The following is an 18530-nucleotide window of genomic DNA, read 5'->3' as shown; positions in this document are numbered from 1 at the left end:
ATTGTCTGTTTTCGGGAAAGCGCCGAAAACTCAGAGTTTTGGTTAAGGAGCAGGTGGTAGACCCATTGCCATGAAAATATATTTTCAAAAGGAGATCAGGACTGTTTTTTGGGGATTGTCTGTTTTCGGGAAAGCACCGAAAACAAGGTATAGGCAAAGAAAATCGGGAATGAACAAGAGGTCAGCATAGATTGTTGAGGAGGCTGTGAGATGGAATTAAAAGAAAATATCCTGCGAAAAGAAGAGAAGATTGCGCTGCGGCTGCGGGAATTGTTTGAGGAAAAAGGATATGGATTTTTCCGATTGGCGAGTTTTGAAGAATACCATTTCTATTTGGAGCAAAAGAATTTTCTCTCTGGGGATGATGTCATCAAGTTTACCGGCAATGATGGGCGTTTGTTGGCCTTGAATCCAGATGTGACGCTTTCCATCGTGAAAAATACACCTTCGGGAGCCGCTCGTAAAGTGTATTACAACGAAAATGTCTATCGTCACAGCCGCAAAGATGACGAATACCGTCAGATCAATCAAGTTGGCATCGAGGTCATTGGAAAAGTGGCGCGAAAAACCGAGATTGAAGTGATTCTGTTAGCATTGGAATCATTGGCTGAGATTGGGCAGGGGAAATTGGAACTGTCACATAGTGGTCTTATTGCGGCAATTTTGGATCTGTTTTCCGATCATCGCCGAGGGGCTGTCTTCAACCGTATCAAAAATAAAAACTTTCCGGAATTGGCGCAGTTGGCCGATGCTGATGGTGTACCTGAAGACCGGCGGGAACAGCTGATGGCATTGATGAAGCTTTCTGGTGATCTGTTTACCGAGTTGCCAAAAGCTGTGGCGGCGGCTAAAGGTTGGCCACAAGCCAGCAGTGCATTGCAGGAATTGGTGGCTGTGGCAGATGCTTTGGAAGAGGCATCCCGACCGGCAACTGTGCAGCTGCTGTTTGATCTTTCAACGGTTAACGACACCAATTATTACAGTGGTCTGATTTTCCAAGGCTTTATCGAAAATATTCCTCAAGCCTTGTTGTTTGGCGGACGCTACGATGGGTTGTTTGCAGCACTGGGCAAGACTCAGCAAGCGATTGGGTTTGGCATTCATCTGGACATGCTGGATCAAAATCGCGCCGATCAGGTGGGGATGCAGACGACTATGTTGAATGTGGCCTTGCCGAAGGGACGAATGGGGCAGTCGGTATATGAAATGTTCCGGGATGCTGGTTTGGTCACGGCCAATCTTTTGGATGATAGCCGCAAATTGGTCTTTGAAGATTGTGAAAACAATATTCGTTTCTTTTTGGTGAAACCTTCTGATGTGGCAAGCTATGTGGAGCATGGGGCAGCCGATATCGGGATTGTCGGTCGCGATATTTTATTGGAAACGGAAGCAGACGTTATCGACTTGCTGCGGTTTGGCTTGGGAATCTGCCGCATTGCCGTCGCTGGGCCCAAAGACTTTGTGATTGATCCTACGCGACCGTTAAAAGTGGCAACCAAGTATACCAACATTACTCGTAAATACTTTGGCGAACGTAGCCAACCGATTGAAACCATTTATCTAAACGGCTCCATTGAACTGGCGCCAATCGTTGGCTTGTCAGATGTCATTGTGGATATCGTGGAGACCGGCACGACACTGAAAGAAAATGATCTGGCGGTGCTGGAAGAAATTGATGAATCCAGTGCCCACCTGATTGTCAACCGTTCCTCTTGGCGCTTTAAAAAAGACGCTATCATCGACATTGTAAAGAAAGTGAGTGACGAAGCATGATCGAAATTTTTTCTATCAAAGACCAAACAATTGCTGAACTGACCCAAACGGACGCCGCTGAAACGGGCGATTACGCAGTGGTAGTACAAGAAATCATCGACACTGTTCGTCGTGACGGGGATGAGGCTTTGATTGACTACTCCGCAAAATTCGATGGGGCAACAGTTACGGCTCTGAAGGTTTCCGAAGCCGAGATTGCCGCTGCTTTGGAGCAAGTGGCACCTGATTTTTTGCGCGTCTTGGAGACGGCGAAAGCAAACATTGCCGAATTTCACGAAAAGCAGGTCACTCAAGGCTTTATGATGACCCGCAACGGCGCAGTGATGGGGCAGCGAGTAATTCCCTTAGCAAAGGTAGGAATCTACGTGCCAGGGGGAACTGCCGCTTATCCATCGACGGTGTTAATGAACGCGATTCCGGCAAAAATCGCCGGCGTGAAAAAAATCGTGCTGGTGACACCGCCTTTGAAAGACGGGTCTGTAAATCCGGCAATTTTGGCCGCTGCCAAAGTGGCAGGTGTTGATGAAATCTATCGCGTCGGTGGTGCCCAAGCCGTGGCAGCCCTCGCCTATGGGACAGAATCGGTGCCGAAAGTCGACAAGATTGTCGGTCCCGGCAATATTTACGTAGCAGCAGCCAAACGTTTGGTTTACGGCAAAGTGGATATTGATATGATTGCTGGGCCTAGTGATGTACTGATTGTGGCAGATAGCAGCGCCAATCCAGTAACGCTGGCAGCAGATATGCTCGCTCAAGCAGAACACGATGTGAACGCCCAAGCTATTTTGGTAACTACCGATGCGGCGATTGCCGAAAAAACCGCGGCGGAAGTTCAACGACAGACGGAGTTATTGCCCCGTAAAGAAATCATCCGCCAGTCTTTGGATAACAACGGCAAGATTATTTTGGTAGATACGTTAGAACAGGCGTTAGCAGCAGCCAATGAAATTGCACCGGAGCATTTGGAACTCTGTGTGGCAGAACCGTTTGCTTGGTTGGACAAAGTGGAAAATGCGGGATCGGTCTTTTTGGGACACAACACTCCGGAAGTCCTGGGAGATTATCTGGCGGGACCCAATCATACGTTGCCAACCGAAGGAACTGCTCGTTTTTATTCACCTTTGTCTGTCGACGATTTTGTAAAACATTCCCAGTATTTGTATTACGGTAAAGCGGCGATGCAAGCAGCCGCTGACGATGTGATCTTGTTTGCGGAGACGGAAGGACTGGGAGGCCACGCCAACTCTATCCGCTTACGAAAGGGGGAGTGAGCGGATGAAATTTCTTGACCCTCGGATCACCCAGTTGGCACCTTATGTTCCCGGTGAACAACCGCAAACCAACGATTTTATCAAACTAAATACCAATGAAAGTGCCTACCCGCCAGCACCAGGAGTAGTGGAAGCAGTCGAGGCTGCTGCCGGCAGACTGCAGTTGTATTCAGATCCTACCTGCCGCGACTTGTTAAGAGAGTTGGCAGATTATCTGGCTGTGCCGGCAACGAATTTGTTTGTTGGCAATGGCAGCGATGAAGTATTGGCCTTTTGTTTTCAAGGACTGATGGGTCAAGGTGTTGCGTATCCTGACATCACCTATGGCTTTTATCCAGTGTTCGCTCAGCTCTATGGATTGAAGGCACAAGTGATACCGCTGAGGGAAGATTTAAGTATTGGGTTGGCAGATTATGCTGACTTTAAAGGGACAATTGTTTTTGCCAATCCCAATGCGCCCACGAGTTTAGGACTGCCTGCTGCGGCCATCTTGGCACTGGTAGAAGCTGATCCAGAGCGGTTGGTGATTGTCGATGAAGCCTATGTGGAATTTGGCGGCCAAAGCATGGTGCCTTATGTTAAGGAACATGCCAATCTCTTGGTAGTGGGCACTTTTTCAAAATCTTGGCAGTTAGCCGGTGCCAGACTAGGTTATGCAGTGGGGCAACCCGCATTGATTAATGAGCTAAATCGGATCAAGTTCAGTTTTAATCCTTATAGTGTCAATGCTATGACGCTGGCTGGCGGAATTGCTGCTTTGAAAGCTCGGGAGTATCACCAAGAGTGCTTGGCAAAAACCATTGCTACCCGAGAATGGACGGCGCAAGCTCTTGAAAATTTAGGATTTACAGTATTGCCCTCTGAAACGAATTTTCTTTTTGTTAAGCACCCTATAGTTTCCGGAAAAGTGCTTTATCCGGCGCTAAAAGAACGCAATATTCTTGTACGCTGGTTCGATAAAGCCTGTATCCAAGACTACCTGCGGATTACCATCGGCACACCGGAACAGATGGCGCAACTGCTAGCAACTTTGCAAGAGCTCGTAAACGAATAGGCTCAGAAAGTCGTGGTAGACACTGAAATCAGACCAACGACACATTAAAAGCCCCGATTTGAAAGGAGAGCATCATGAGAACAGCAACGATTACGCGAGATACATCGGAAACAAAAATCACTTGTACATTGAATATCGACGGTACCGGTCAACAAAAGATCAAAACCAAAATTGGTTTTTTGGATCACATGCTGGAATTATTTGCCCGTCATGGCCGTTTTGATTTGGAATTGGAATCTGACGGGGATGTTTGGGTGGATGGGCACCATACTGCCGAAGACATCGCCATCGTTTTGGGACGAGCTTTTTCTGAAGCACTGGGAGATCGCCGCGGCATCCTTCGTTACGGCAGTATGATTTTGCCGATGGACGAAACGCTGGTGATTGCCGCATTGGATATCAGTGGTCGTGGGATTGCCTGCTTGAACTTAGACATCCCTGCACAACGAATCGGGGATTTTGATACCGAGTTGGTTGAAGAGTTTTTCGTGGCTTTTGCGCGGGAGTTAGGGGCAGCGGTCCATCTCCAACAACTGGCGGGAAAAAACAGTCACCATATTGTTGAAGCCTGTTTTAAAGGATTTGGGCGGGCGTTAGCCGATGCGACAGCCATCAATTTGGCCGCACCAGATGAAATTCCATCTACGAAGGGCACGATTTTATAAAAAAACAGCTACCGTTTATAAGATGCGGAAGCTTTGACGAGGGGGAGCACAAATGATTGCTATCGTAGACTATGGTGTCGGGAATCTTTTCAGCCTGGCTAGTTCTTTGAAGATGTTAGGAATTCCAAGTGAAGTCACCGGGGATCCGGAAAAGTTAAAGGCTGCCGATGGGGTAATCCTGCCGGGAGTGGGGGCTTTTGGCGATGCTATCACTAAATTAAAAGAAAGCGGCTTGGATCAGACAGTCAAAGAACTAGCCGCCGAGGGTAAACCTCTTTTAGGGATTTGTCTGGGGATGCAGCTGTTGTTTGATTCCAGTGAAGAGTTTGGACACCATGAAGGTCTGGGACTCGTTTCCGGTCGCGTGGTTTCGATGGCGGAAGCCTTTGACAAAAAAGGAATTGATCTGAAGGTTCCACACATTGGCTGGAACCCAATCACGATTAAAAAAGATAGTCCTTTGTTGCGGTATATCAAGGAGCAAGATCAGTTTTATTATGTGCACAGCTTTTATGCGACGGATTGTGATGCCCATCTGGTTGCAGAAAGTGACTATGGAATCGCAGTGACGGGCATCGTGCAAAACGGCAATGTCTACGGTACCCAGTTTCACCCGGAAAAAAGCGGCCAGCGGGGGTTGGCACTACTCAAAGCATTTGCGGAGGTGACAGCATGATTATTTTACCGGCTATCGACTTATTGGATCGCAAAGTAGTCCGGCTTTATCAAGGAGATTATGAACAACAGCAAGTGTTCGGGGACGACCCGGTAGTATTTGCCGAAGAATTCCAGAAAAAGGGTGCGACTCATCTGCATTTGGTGGATTTGAATGGCGCCAAGGAAGGAACCAAAGTCCAGTTTGACATCGTGCGAAAAATCGTAGCGAAAACCGATCTGTTTGTGGAACTGGGGGGCGGTATCCGCAGTGAGCAGGACATTATTGATGTGCTGGATGCGGGGGTCAAGCGGGCGATTTTAGGAACGATTGCGCAAAAAGACCCGGCTTTTACCCGAGAAATGCTGAAGAAATACGGAGAGCAGATTGCCGTAGGGGTAGATGCTCGTGATGGTATGGTGGCAGTTGCCGGCTGGTTGGAAACTACGACGACGCGGGCCGATGAGTTTTGCCGACAATTAGGCGAATGGGGGTGCAAAACGATCATCTTCACCGATATCTCAAAAGACGGTACCGGAAAAGGGATTGACGTCGATTTGTACAAACAACTGAACAGTCTGGGCTTGAATATTGTTGCTTCCGGCGGAGTTTCGACGTTGACAAATATCAAGGATCTGGCACAGGCTGATACGTATGGCGCGATTGTTGGAAAAGCGTTATATAGCGGCACGCTGAAATTGGAAGATTGCCTGGAAGCAGCAAAGGGGGCCAATGTATGATTTCAAAACGAATCATCCCTTGTCTGGATGTACGGGACGGTCGCGTGGTTAAGGGGGTCAACTTTGCAGGTGTCAAAGATGTGGCCGATCCAGTGGCAATGGCGAAAAAATACAACGAAGCCGGAGCAGACGAGTTGGTATTTTATGACATCACGGCCTCTCATGAAGCTCGAGGGATTTTTACTGATATTTTGCAAGATGTCGCTTCTCAAGTGTTCATTCCGCTAACTGTTGGTGGCGGGATTAATACGGTGGCAGACTTTGACCGGGTATTGAAATGCGGGGCCGACAAAGTCAGCGTCAATTCCGGTGCGGTGCGAGATCCGCAATTAATCAAAGCCGGCGCCGAACGCTACGGCTCTCAGTGTGTGGTCCTGTCAGTGGATATCAAAAAAGTTGGTGCAAGCTGGCATGTGTTTACCAAAGGTGGTCGGGAAGATACGGGTATGGATGCCTTGGAGTGGATCAAAAAAGGCGAAGCGCTGGGTGCCGGAGAATTGGTCATCAACAGTATGGATACCGATGGCGTCAAAAACGGGTTTGATCTGCCGCTCTTGAATGCTGTGTCAGCCATCACTGAACTGCCGATTGTGGCTTCTGGTGGTGCCGGCAAACTGGCGGATTTCAAGGAACTTTTTGAGAATCCGAAAATTGATGCGGGACTGGCGGCTTCCATCTTTCACTATGATGAAATCCCAATTCCAGAATTGAAGGCTTACATGCAAGCACAAGGTATTCCCACCCGGATCTGAAATCTGTGAGAAAGCAATGAAAGGAGCACCATTTATGAATATCGAAGAACTGAAATTCGACAGCCAGGGATTGATTCCTTGTGTGGTACAGGATTTTTATACAAACGAGGTCCTGACGGTGGCTTATATGAACAAAGAGAGTCTAAGTGCTACCTTGAAAGACCGCCAAATGACCTTTTACTCTCGTAGTCGCCAAGAACTTTGGCGTAAAGGAGCAACTAGCGGCAATACTCAGGAGCTGGTGGAACTTAAAGCGGATTGCGACAAGGACGCGCTGGTGGCCAAGGTCATCAAAGCTGGTCCTGCTTGCCACACTGGCGCGGAGTCCTGCTTTTTCAATGAGGTTTTTAAAGCGACAGACAAACAGGAATTTTCTGTACAAGACCTCTACGAACTAATCTTAGGTCGTAAATTGAATCCGCAGGAAAAAAGCTATACCAGTTACCTGTTTTCAAAAGGCAACGAGAAGATTCTGAAGAAAATTGGGGAAGAATCTACGGAAGTCGTCATCGGTGCAATGAAAGAAAGCAAAGAAGAAACTACTTACGAGATTGCTGATTTGATCTATCACCTGTTGGTTTTGATGGCCAACAACGAAATTTTGCCGGCAGAAGTCATGGCGGAATTATCCAAACGCCAAGTCGTCGACAAAAAAGTTAAACAAGAAACCATGAAGTGAGGTGACAGGATGTTTTATTCCAATGTCCATACCCATTCCACTTGGTGTGACGGGAAAAATACGTTGGCAGAGATGGCGCAGGCGGCTTTGGCAGCCAAGATGATAGACTTGGGTTTTACCTCTCATTCTTATGCGCCTTTTGACCCCGGGTGTATTGGGGTGACGGATGAAGCCGGTTATCAGCAGGCTGTCCGCCAGTTAGCAGAAGAACTCTCAGGAAAGCTCACCATAGCATGCGGATTGGAATGGGACTATTTCAGTCCGGCACCTGCAGGCGGCTACGACTATTTCATTGGCTCTGTTCATTATTTTACTCCTAGAGCAGGGGTCTATCGCAGTGTCGATGAAAGTCCGGAAACATTTCAGTGGACACTGGATAACTGGTTTGGCGGTGACTTTTTGAAAATGGCGGAAGATTATTATCAGCTGGTCCTCCGACATGTTACTGAGAATCGACCACTGATTGTGGGGCATTTTGATTTGATTACGAAGTTCGATGACACGCTGCATTACCTGACGCCGGAAAATCGCCGGCAATACCAGGAACTGTCTTTACAGGCGCTAGCTGAAATCACCAAGCAACTGGCGGTTTGGGAGGGGATGGTGGAGGTCAACACCGGCGGCATGAGTCGTGGCTGGCTTAACCGGCCCTATCCAGACACCTATTTACTGAAGGATTTGCAACAACGACAAACACCGGTAATCATCACCAGTGACAGTCACCAGACCGAGACCATTGCCTATCATTTCAAAGAAACTGCCGCACTCCTGCAAGAAGTTGGTTTTACGTCAGCAATGCAGCTAAAAGAGGGCCGCTTTCAAGACATCCCTTTGTGAGGTATGGACTGCGACCGGGAAAGCAAAAACGATAAAAAGACGAGTCACTTCCACTGTTTTTAATGGAAGCGGCTCGTCTTTTTATTGTGGCTCATGTTTAATCTTGTTTGCTTTAGCAGCTGGTGACAGAAAGATTGTCACCAGCTCATTGTTTAAATTTTAGTTGTCACTGGGATTATTCTGCGTCAAAGGTGATTTCGACATTGCCTTTGATTGCTTTAGTGTAAGGGCAAATACCTTCAGTTTCTTCCATGTATTTTTTGGTTTCTTCTTTTGAAAGCCCGTCAATATGACCGATGAGTTGGACAGCCAAGTGCAAGGTCGTGAAGTCGGGTAAATCTCCCAAAAGACTAACTTCTGCCCGGACAGTACGCTCTTTGTCTCCCAAACCGTCACGTTCCAATGGGAAGCTCATGGCACCGTTGAAACAAGCAGCTAAACCAGATGCAAAAAGCTCTTCAGGATTGGTATAGCCTTCTTTTTTTGTGCCGCTGGTTTTGACATTCAAGTAGCCGGTAACAGATTCGCTTTCACCTTCGCGACCGCCGCGGTTGACAACAGTTGACAGAGACATTTTCTTTGACATAGATGATCCATCCTTTCGTTTTGCGGCAGAAGGCGAAAAAACGCCGTTTGCCGGTTCTGCTTATTCACTACATATCCACAGTATCACGAAGTTGGGTTTTACCCCAACCAACTTGCTTACAAAAAGACCGCTTTAAATATAGGGAATCCCCTAGTGAAGTTTTGCGCAAAAAAGCGCTACAATAAAATGAATGAGAATTATTCTCACAGATTGGCATAAGTGCGCATCGTAGTCAGAGTAAACTGCGCAGGAACGTTGCCTTTGGGAGGAATTGTGATGAAACGATTGGAACTGTCCCGCTCCCTGTATGATTTGGTAAAGGAATTTCCAGAGGTAAAGGAAATCATGGCAGGATTGGGCTTTGCTGATATCGGAAAACCGGGAATGCTGCAAACGGCGGGACGATACATGACCATCCCAAAAGGTGCCCGTTTGAAAAAAATCCCTATGACTGAAATAACGGCCGCTTTTGAAGCCGCCGGGTTTGAATTGATCGAGTAATTGTGTGCCGGCTGCGGCTAAAGTAAAAGAAAAGGCGGGATGGGAATGGAACGTACGAAACAACAACGACAGGAGCGGATCGTGGAGATCTTGTCTTTATTGCATGAAGGCGGCAATTTTGAAGAAGCTAAGCGTCTGTTTACCGAAGAATTCGACGGAGTAGATGTAACCGAGATCACTTCGGCGGAAAAAGCACTGATTCAAAGTGGCTTGCCGGCATCAGAAATTCAGCGGTTATGCAACATCCACGCGGCTGTTTTCAAAGGTGCTATCAATGAAATTCACCGCTCGAACTATGAACACGAGCAGCCAGGTCATCCAGTCCACACCTTGAAGTTGGAAAATCAAGTGCTGCAATCGCTTTTGACAGATGAAATCGACGGCTTGATGGCTAAGATCCAAAAAGGTGATTGGTCGGTTAAAGAGCGATTGCTGGCGGCATTGACGGACTTGGGGCAATTGGACAAACACTATGCCCGTAAAGAGACGTTGATCTTTTCTTACATGGAAAAATACGGCATTACGGCACCGCCTCAAGTCATGTGGGGGGTGGATGACGATATTCGCGACCAGCTGAAGGCGCTGAAAAGCTATTTGGAAAATGAGCGAGCGGCTTACAATCCTTTGTCTGAAAAATGGGCGGCTTTAAAAGAAGAAATCGAAGAGATGATCTTTAAAGAAGAAGAGATCATGGTTCCTATGACATTGGACGTTTTTAGTCTAAAGGATTGGGAAAAAATCGCAGAAGACAGCTTGGATATTGGCTTTGCATTTATTCCTGAACCACTGAAATGGAAAGCTTCTGCTGACGCATTGGCCAAAGAAGCTGAACGGGAACCGGCACGATTGGCAGCAATCCAACAAGCCCGGGAGACCACAGATGGCATTGCTGCCGGCTTGGCAGAAGGTGGAGTCTCAGAAGCAGTCTACGCCGAGGAGCACTACGACTGGCAGGAACAAACCTCTGCTGATACGGTGGTTTTCCCTACTGGTATCTTGAAATTGGAACAACTGCTGGCGATTTTCCAAACATTACCTGTGGATTTAACCTTTGTCGACAAAGATGAGCGCGTTCGTTTCTTCTCAGAAGGGAAAAAGCGGGTCTTTCCTCGCACGAAGTCTATTATTGGTCGGGAGGTCGTCAACTGCCATCCTCCGAAAAGTATGCACATCGTACAGAAAATCTTGGATGATTTCCGGAGCGGCGCCCGAGAAACCGCTGATTTTTGGATCGACATCATGGATCGCAAAATCTATATTCGCTATTTTGCGTTGCAAGATGAGTCCGGAGAATACATGGGCTGCTTAGAAGTTACGCAAGACATCACTGAGATTCAAAATATTCAAGGCCAGAACCGGTTGTTGGATCAGGAAAAAGGCGAACCAACTAACTAATAGCTGAATTTTAAGAACCCCAGACCATACTTACAGGTCTCGGGGTTCTTTTATTCTTATGAAACAGCTAAACAGATAACCAAAAAGGTGTTTGTTTAGGCTGTTTTGGTTTTATCTGGACAGTTCGACGGCACCCTTTATCCGGCTGCGAACCAACTTATCCAACTCAGTAACCGCTAATGTCAATAGTCCCGCCAGCAGAGCAATGCCCCATTCCAACAGGCTCATGTCGGTGGTATGAAAAGCTTGTTGCATCAAGGGCAGATAAGTCAGTAAAAGCTGCAACAGCAACATGATCCCGATGATGACGAAGGCCATTTTGTTGCTGAAGAAGGCTTTTGAGAAGGCAAAATCCTTGGTGCGGATGTTGAACAGGTAACAGATCTTACTCATGACGATGATATTTACCAGCATCGTACTGGCAGTCGTAGTATCTACCCCGCGACCCAATAGCCATTCATACGCCGTCAAACCGATTACCGCCAGCAAGACTGAGACATACGCCATTTGGATGATGTCGTGGCGATCCATCAAGGCAGTCCCGGTCTTTTTCGGTGGGCGATTCATGATACCTGCTTCTGCCGGTTCGAAGATGAAGGCAAATTGAATCGTGATGGCGGATACCATGTTGATCCAAAGCAGCTGAGTAGCAGCTAGTGGCATCTCTTTTTGCATCAGAATGGTGAAAGCAATGATTAATCCTTCCGCAAAAGATGTTGGCAGCAAGAATAAAATACTCTTCTTGATATTGTCGTAGATTCGTCGTCCTTCTCTGATTGCTGCGGCCATCGTAGCAAAGTTGTCATCGGCTAGAATCATATCTGCTGAGTCCTTGGCTACGTCGGTTCCTTTAATCCCCATAGCCACACCGATATCCGCCCGTTTCAGAGCGGGGGCATCGTTGACCCCGTCGCCGGTCATGGCAGTCACTTTAGCATCTGCTTGCAAGGCTTCAATGATCTCCAACTTGTTTTTTGGTGTGGTGCGGGCAAACACTTGGTGGGTTGCTGCGGCGCTGACTTTTTCCTGTTTTCCCAAAGTGTCCCATTGCGGGCCGGTGATGACTTGAATTCGCGGAGCCAACCCCAATTTTTCAGCGATGGTCTGAGCGGTCAGAGGGTGATCACCGGTAATCATTTTAACGGCCACGCCTGCTCGCCGCATTTCTTTAAGGGCACTGACGACTTCTTCTCGAGGTGGGTCGATAATCCCGGCAACGCCGAGAAAATTGATTCCTTGGCGTAGAAGTTCCGGCGTGATGGCAGTTATTTCTGTGGGGAGGTCTCGATAGCCGACTGCCACCACGCGTTTGCCTTGGGTGCTGAGTTGGGTGATTCTTTGTTCCCACGCTGCGGTGGCAAAATCAGGGTTAGAAGCTGTCGCCAACGGCAGCAGTTTATCCGGTGAGCCTTTCATGAACAAACGCGTCTGCCCTTCAGTCGTGCGAACCAATTTAGCCATAAAACGGTATTCTGAATCGAAGGGCAGAAAATCCAATTCCTGGTTTTTCGGTCGTTGGGGGAAAGGAATCAGCTTGTAATACAATGTCAGAAATGAACCGTCTGTTGGTTCACCGTTGATTTGCCAAACACCGTTTTCGTAGGAAAGTTCAGTATCATTGGCTTCATAAGCGGCTTCGACAAATAATGCCAGTTGGGCATCATGATGGGGAGTATCGTCAGTCTTTTCCCTGCGCAATTCTCCTTCAGGGGCATAGCCGTTGCCCGTGACTTGGTAGCAGGTGTCGGCTAAATAAACATCGGTAACGGTCATTTCATTTTTGGTCAATGTACCGGTTTTATCGGTAGCAATCACGTCTACTGAGCCCAGCGTTTCGACAGCTGGCAGACTTTTGACGATGGTGTGCTTGGTTTTGGCCATGTCGCTGACCCCCATTGCCAAAATGACCGAAGTCGTGGCTGGCAAACCCTCAGGTATCGAACCGACAATCATGGTGACGACTGCCAGTGAAAGAGCCGAGACAGCATAGGTTCCGCCCAGCAATCCCAAGATAAAAAGCAGAATCGCCGCAGCCAATACGACATAAGACACCCCTTTGCCCAGATTATCAATCTGCTGCATCAGTGGAGAGCGCCGCTGAGTAACATTGGCGACTTCGGTGGAGATTTTCCCGATTTCAGTGTTTGCGGCGGTGGCGCTGACCACTCCCAGCCCCGAACCGTTGGTCACAGATGTGGAGGCAAAAGCCAGATTGGTGCGCTCCGCCAAGGGAGGATCACCAAAAAGTGGGGCCGTACTTTTTTCAACGGAGTCTGCTTCACCAGTCAGGGAAGCTTCTTCAATCCGCAGATTATCGACCGCCACGAGTCTTAAATCTGCGGGAACTTGATCTCCCGCCTCCAAAAAGACGACGTCGCCGGTAACTAAGTCCTCAGCGGGAATGTCGCACCGGGTGCCATCGCGGTAGACGGTGGCAATCGGTGTCAGCAGATTTTTGATCTGTTCTAAAGCGTCCGAGGCATTGGCTTCTTGGTAGTAACCGATAAAGGCATTGATGATGATCACCAAGGCAATGATCGCCGCATCTCCATAGTGGCCCATCAATAAGGTCAGAAAGGCAGCAATCATCAGAATATAGATAATCATATTGTGAAATTGGCGCAGGAACAGTTGCCATTTTGGTATTCGTTTGCTTTCCAAACGATTGGGACCCTCCTGCGCCAAGCGCCTGGCAGCTTCTTCGCTACTCAGGCCCTCCTCGAAATCCTCGTGACCGAATGTCTCTTGCAGTTCCTGTAAATTTTGCTGAATCAAATTTTTCATGTCATTTCCTCTTTCTTTCAAATTTAGCGAGTCTTAAGTAAAACACTGCCCGTCGTGAAAAGCGTGGCTGGGCACCTTTTTCGGTATGCGAAAAAAGCACCTCACTTCACCGGCAACCGGGGCTGTGACGCACTGAAAGAAAGCTATTCCTTTTGGAAATAAGCAAGTTTATAGAAAAATTTTTTTGGCGACGTCTCCTCGGCGTCTTCGTCCATAAGGTCTTTCCACCTCCATATGATCAAAATCTGCAACATTGAGAGCAACAACTCGTAAAAAACAATCGTCATTTCTCTGTGACTCTAAAATAGCACAGAAAAACTTAAATCGTCAAATTGTTTTATTTAAATTGCTTTTTATGAAATAATAGCGAGTGAGAATACCTGGTTAGAAAGGTAAAAATAACTTAAACGAAAGGATGGGTTCTTTTTTCGGGGCTATTTTTCTGAGATAAAAGAAAGCAAAAATATTTTTCCTTGGGGCAAGCAAAAAGGGCAGTAATCATTCGATTTTACTTCGTTTTTTGCTTTTTTTTGACGGATAAAGCAGTTTGTGTTAACTGTTTCACTATCATAACGAATGATTTATAATCGCTGGGGGCATACGAAGCCTGCTCTGTTGCGAACTGTCATTTTTTTGGGGAGTATTCCTTGCAAAATGATGAGAGTTATAGAAAATGCCTCTCATTAAACTTTATAAATTATAACAAGATAAAAATGATAAAATAGGCTCGTATGCTAAAAAATGGTAATGGAGGATTTCTAATGATTGAAGTTATCAATCTGAAAAAAGTGTTCGATAACGGGTTCGAGGCACTGAAGTCGGTGAACTTCACCATCGAAAAAGGCGACCTCGTCTGTCTGCTTGGCCCTTCCGGTTGTGGGAAGTCCACGATCTTGAATATGATCGCTGGTTTGTTGACACCGACATCTGGAGACATCAAATTTTCTGGTAATTCTGTGGTCAAGACAGAACCAAAAGACCGTAATATCGGTTTTGTGTTCCAAAACTATGCGCTGTATCCTCATATGACGACGTTTGAAAATGTCATGTTTCCTCTGACTGTTGGTAAAAATAAAAAGACCAAAGAAGAAGCACAAGCAATCGCCGAAAAATATATGAAGCTTACCAACATTGAAGAATTGCGAGACAAAAAGCCCGGGACGCTTTCTGGTGGGCAACAACAGCGTGTCGCGATCACTCGTGCGCTGGTACAAAATCCAGAAGTATTGCTTTTGGATGAACCACTGAGTAACTTGGATGCTCGTCTGCGGCTGAAGATTCGTGAAGAAATCCGTCGTCTGGTAAAAGAGGTCGGAATCACGACCATCTTTGTTACCCACGACCAAGAAGAAGCACTTTCCATCAGTGACAAAATCATCTTGATGAATGAAGGGGTTGTCCAACAAGACGACGATCCGCAAAACTTGTACTTGGAACCAGCTAACCTGTTTGTTGCACAATTTATCGGAAATCCTATCATCAATATTCTGCCGGTAGAAGTTCGTGACGGCCAAATGCACTATGAAGCCTTCAGTGTTCCTGTCGACCGCTTTGTGGCAGAACGTTTCAAAGAAAACATGCCAGATGGCAACTATGTGTTGGGTATCCGCCCAGAAGATGTACTGCCAGTGGCCGGTGAAGGGGCGTTTGGCGCGACTGTTCACGGGGTAGAATTGATCGGGCGCGAACGAATCTTGAACTTTGAGATTGGTAGCCATCACTTGAAATCTATCGTCAGCATCGAAAATGAGATCCAAGAAGGAGCCGAGCTGACCTTTGACTTTGCCTATCAAAAGGCCTTTATCTTTAAAGAAGACGGGACTAGGATCTACTGATGTTCAAGAAGAACAACTACAACCCGGAAAACCAACCCAAAGCTTGGCTCTTCCTTCTGCCATCTTTGGTGATCATTTTGGTATTTTCCATCTATCCATTGATTCGTTCCTTTGCGATGAGTTTCCAAAAAGGTTCGCTGATCAATATGCGACCGGCGGGGCTGGAAAACTATGAAAAGATTTTAAGCGATCCAGTGTTTTGGCGGGCGTTGAAAAACACGGCATGGTATGCCTTTTTGACGGTGCCAATTGCATTGATTCTCGGTTTGGGAATTGCTTGGATCATCTTTGAAAAAGTGAAACACAAGAGCTTTTTTGAAACGATCTTTTTCATGCCTTATGTTACCAGTACGATTGCAATCGGGATTGTCTTCCGTTATTTTTTCAATGGTGACTACGGGATTATCAACTACGGGTTGAGTTTCTTTGGTATCAAAGGACTTAACTGGTTGGACAGTGTCGATCTTTCAATGCCGACACTGATTATCTTCGGAATCTGGAGCTCACTGGCCTTCAATATTATCATCTTATTGGGAGGTCTGCGCAATATCGACGAAGAGCACTATAAGATTGCCAAGATGTTTGGTGCAACAGACGGCGAGATTTTCCGCCGCATCACCTTGCCGCAATTGATACCGACGATGACTTTCTTATTGACGGTCAATATCATCGGCGCCTTCAAAGTGTACACCCAAGTGTATGCCTTGTTTGCCGGTCAACCTGGGATCGCCAAAAGTGCGGTTACCGCGGTGTACTACATTTACGACAAGTTCCATATCGCAGGACGTCCGGGCGTGGCTATGGCCGCAACAGTGGTCTTGTTCCTAGTGATTCTGGCTTGTACCTTTATCCAACGAAAAATCATCAAGAAAGTGGGGGAATAAGCCGTGAAACGAGTCGTAAATATCATCTGTATGATCTTTTTGATCGTGATGGCCATCATCACTGTTTTCCCATTCATCTATATGATCTTGGGGGGCTTGATGACCCGCTCGGAAGTGACCAGCATTCCGCCGACCATCATCCCGAAAAGCTTCCAGTTTTCAAACTTTATTGATGTCTTTGACAAAGCGCCTTTTGTCCGTTACTTCTTCAATACCGTGTTCGTCTCAGCAGTGACGACGATTGCGACATTGATTACAGCGGTGTTGGCTTCTTTTGCACTGACTAGTTTGGAATTCAAATTCAAAAAAGTGGTAATCGCGATTATGGTTTCTTTATTGATGGTGCCGTATGAGTCCATCATCTTTACAAACTTCAATACCGTCGCAAAGCTAGGCCTGTTAAACACCTATGCCGCGTTGATTATCCCTTTTTTGACCAGTATCTTCTATATCTATTATCTAAACAGCTATCTAAACGGGATTTCCCTGTCTTATTACAAAGCGGCTAAAATCGACGGCGCCAGTGATTTGGAATATATCCGGCGCATTTTGATTCCGATGATCAAACCAGCGCTGGTGACGGTAGGAATCTTGACCTTTATCTCTAGCTGGAATTCCTTCTTGTGGCCATTGTTGGTAACCAATGACAAAGACCACCGTCTATTGAACAACGGGTTGTCTGCTTTCACCACTGAAAGTGGCAGTGACGTGCACCTGCAGTTGGCAGCAGCCACACTGACAGTCATTCCAATCTTGATCATCTACTTCGTGTTCCGCAAAGAAATCATCCGAGGGGTGGCAAAAAATGGAATCAAAGGCTAAAACTACCGTCACTTTTCACAGCGGTATCCTCACAATCGGCGGCACGGTCATCGAAGTCCGCTACGGGGATGCCCACATCTTTTTTGACTTTGGCACGGAATATCGTCCCGAACTGGGCTTAAAAGACGATCAGCTGTCTACGCTGTTGGACAATCGTTTGATCCCAGAGCTCAAAGATATTTATGATCCGCGCTTAGGTTATGAATACCAAGGACCAGCTGTGGCAGATTTCCAGCACACCGCTGTCTTCTTGTCTCACGCACATTTGGATCATTCTAAAATGATCAATTACTTGGATTCGGCGATTCCTCTGTATACATTGAAGGAAACCGATGCAATCTTGCGCTCCTTGAACCGCAATGGGGATTTCTTGATTCCTTCGCCGTTTGAAGCAGCCAACTTTACGCGGAACATGATTGGGCTAAACGCTGGTGATGTCGTTGAAATCGGTGAAATCACTGTGACGATTCTGCCGGTGGATCACGATGCTTATGGGGCGGCGGCACTGTTGATCCGCACCCCGGACAAGTTTCTGGTGTACACCGGTGATTTGCGCCTGCACGGCTATGATCGAAAGCTGACCCTTGATTTTTGTGAAAGAGCAAAAGGCTGTGATCTTTTGATGATGGAAGGCGTCAGTATCTCTTTTGACGACCGTCCGGAAGATCCTACGGAAACGATCAAGATTGTCAGCGAAGCAGACTTGGTACAGCAGTTGGTTCGTTTGGAAAACGAGAATCCGCAGCGGCAATTAACCTTCAATGGCTACCCGGCTAACGTGAAGCGTTTTGCTAAAATCGTTGAGTTGTCCCCACGAACAGTAGTATTGGAAGCCAACATGGCGGCTTTGTTACAAGAAGTTTTAGGGATCAATGCCAACTATTATTACGCAGATCCGACCCACCGGATTGAGGCATTGGCTGACGAATTAGAAATTCCACTGGCCGTCTTGTTAACAGACGATCACCAGTATTTGTGGCAGATAGTCGACGGTTTTGAAAACCTGCAGGCAGGCGGTATGTATTTCCATATCGACGCCCAGCCGTTGGGAGATTTTGACCCCGCCTATCAAGTCTTTTTGGATCTTTTGGCAAGCCTGGATGTGGAATTTGTACGATTGGCTTGCTCGGGTCATGCGTTTCCTGCTGATTTAGCAAAGATTATCGACATGATCCAACCGAAAACTTTGGTTCCAATCCATACTTTGAAACCGGAAAAACTGGTGAATCCGTATGGCGAAAGAATTCTTCCCACTCGTGGGGAGACAATCTCATAAAAACTTTTTTAAAGGAGAGTC

The 18530-nt window shown here is 46.9% G+C and carries 17 protein-coding genes; 15 read left to right on the top strand and 2 right to left on the bottom strand.

The annotated features are described in order from the left end of the window. The first annotated feature begins 210 nt into the window (after window positions 1-210). The 9 genes from hisG (at window position 211) to BAU14_RS03975 (ending at window position 8426) form a co-directional block, all read left to right on the top strand. The gene (gene hisG / locus BAU14_RS04015) at window positions 211-1773 is read left to right on the top strand and encodes an ATP phosphoribosyltransferase (protein ID WP_161898784.1); all 1563 of its coding nucleotides are present in this window, start codon (window positions 211-213) and stop codon (window positions 1771-1773) included. Then, complete coding sequence (gene hisD / locus BAU14_RS04010; protein ID WP_420022076.1) at window positions 1773-3044, top strand: histidinol dehydrogenase; 1272 nt, start codon at window positions 1773-1775, stop codon at window positions 3042-3044. The genes hisG and hisD overlap by 1 nt, the downstream gene beginning before the upstream one ends. A gap of 4 nt (window positions 3045-3048) precedes the next feature. Beyond that, entirely contained in the window at window positions 3049-4098 is a 1050-nt protein-coding gene (locus BAU14_RS04005; RefSeq protein WP_161898782.1) for a pyridoxal phosphate-dependent aminotransferase, read from the top strand. Between the two features lie 74 nt (window positions 4099-4172). Further along, window positions 4173-4763 carry an imidazoleglycerol-phosphate dehydratase HisB gene (hisB, locus tag BAU14_RS04000; protein WP_161898781.1) on the top strand — a complete coding sequence of 197 codons (591 nt, stop codon included), beginning with the start codon at window positions 4173-4175 and terminating at the stop codon, window positions 4761-4763. Window positions 4764-4815: 52 nt separating this feature from the next. Beyond that, complete coding sequence (gene hisH / locus BAU14_RS03995) at window positions 4816-5439, top strand: imidazole glycerol phosphate synthase subunit HisH (RefSeq protein ID WP_161898780.1); 624 nt, start codon at window positions 4816-4818, stop codon at window positions 5437-5439. Continuing rightward, entirely contained in the window at window positions 5436-6158 is a 723-nt protein-coding gene (hisA, locus tag BAU14_RS03990; RefSeq protein WP_161898779.1) for a 1-(5-phosphoribosyl)-5-[(5-phosphoribosylamino)methylideneamino]imidazole-4-carboxamide isomerase, read from the top strand. Before hisH ends, hisA begins: the two co-directional genes overlap by 4 nt. Continuing rightward, complete coding sequence (gene hisF / locus BAU14_RS03985; RefSeq protein WP_161898778.1) at window positions 6155-6910, top strand: imidazole glycerol phosphate synthase subunit HisF; 756 nt, start codon at window positions 6155-6157, stop codon at window positions 6908-6910. Before hisA ends, hisF begins: the two co-directional genes overlap by 4 nt. A gap of 34 nt (window positions 6911-6944) precedes the next feature. Continuing rightward, window positions 6945-7589 (top strand): bifunctional phosphoribosyl-AMP cyclohydrolase/phosphoribosyl-ATP diphosphatase HisIE, encoded by a 645-nt coding sequence (gene hisIE / locus BAU14_RS03980; protein WP_161898777.1) that lies wholly within the window; start codon window positions 6945-6947, stop codon window positions 7587-7589. Between the two features lie 9 nt (window positions 7590-7598). Further along, window positions 7599-8426 carry a histidinol-phosphatase HisJ family protein gene (locus tag BAU14_RS03975; RefSeq protein ID WP_161898776.1) on the top strand — a complete coding sequence of 276 codons (828 nt, stop codon included), beginning with the start codon at window positions 7599-7601 and terminating at the stop codon, window positions 8424-8426. Window positions 8427-8601: 175 nt separating this feature from the next. Here BAU14_RS03975 and BAU14_RS03970 read toward each other — a convergent pair whose 3' ends face one another. Further along, window positions 8602-9012 (bottom strand): Ohr family peroxiredoxin, encoded by a 411-nt coding sequence (locus BAU14_RS03970; RefSeq protein ID WP_161898775.1) that lies wholly within the window; start codon window positions 9010-9012, stop codon window positions 8602-8604. A 276-nt stretch (window positions 9013-9288) separates the two neighbouring features. Between BAU14_RS03970 and BAU14_RS03965 the strand changes: the two genes are divergently transcribed. Next, a complete protein-coding gene (locus BAU14_RS03965; protein ID WP_161898774.1) occupies window positions 9289-9513 on the top strand; it encodes a DUF1858 domain-containing protein in 225 nt (74 codons plus the stop codon). 45 nt (window positions 9514-9558) lie between these two features. Further along, window positions 9559-10908: a DUF438 domain-containing protein gene (locus BAU14_RS03960; protein ID WP_161898773.1), complete on the top strand. Its 1350-nt coding sequence runs from the start codon at window positions 9559-9561 to the stop codon at window positions 10906-10908. 111 nt (window positions 10909-11019) lie between these two features. Here the strand turns inward: BAU14_RS03960 and BAU14_RS03955 are convergent, their stop codons facing one another. Continuing rightward, on the bottom strand, window positions 11020-13692 hold the full coding sequence (locus BAU14_RS03955) for an HAD-IC family P-type ATPase (RefSeq protein WP_161898772.1): 2673 nt from the start codon (window positions 13690-13692) through the stop codon (window positions 11020-11022). Window positions 13693-14453: 761 nt separating this feature from the next. Here BAU14_RS03955 and BAU14_RS03950 point away from each other — a divergent pair. From BAU14_RS03950 to BAU14_RS03935, 4 genes are read left to right on the top strand one after another with little or no spacing between them, the layout of a single operon-like run. Continuing rightward, entirely contained in the window at window positions 14454-15527 is a 1074-nt protein-coding gene (locus BAU14_RS03950; RefSeq protein ID WP_161898771.1) for an ABC transporter ATP-binding protein, read from the top strand. Further along, on the top strand, window positions 15527-16411 hold the full coding sequence (locus tag BAU14_RS03945) for a carbohydrate ABC transporter permease (protein WP_161898770.1): 885 nt from the start codon (window positions 15527-15529) through the stop codon (window positions 16409-16411). Before BAU14_RS03950 ends, BAU14_RS03945 begins: the two co-directional genes overlap by 1 nt. Window positions 16412-16414: 3 nt before the next feature. Further along, window positions 16415-17233, top strand: coding sequence for a carbohydrate ABC transporter permease (locus BAU14_RS03940; RefSeq protein WP_161898769.1), 819 nt, complete (start codon window positions 16415-16417; stop codon window positions 17231-17233). Further along, a complete protein-coding gene (locus tag BAU14_RS03935; protein ID WP_161898768.1) occupies window positions 17217-18509 on the top strand; it encodes an MBL fold metallo-hydrolase in 1293 nt (430 codons plus the stop codon). Before BAU14_RS03940 ends, BAU14_RS03935 begins: the two co-directional genes overlap by 17 nt. Window positions 18510-18530: the final 21 nt, after the last annotated feature.

The organism is Candidatus Enterococcus leclercqii (assembly GCF_009933135.1).
GTDB classification, from domain to species: Bacteria; Bacillota; Bacilli; order Lactobacillales; family Enterococcaceae; genus Enterococcus_C; species Enterococcus_C leclercqii.
This window is presented reverse-complemented; position numbering and strand designations above follow the sequence as displayed.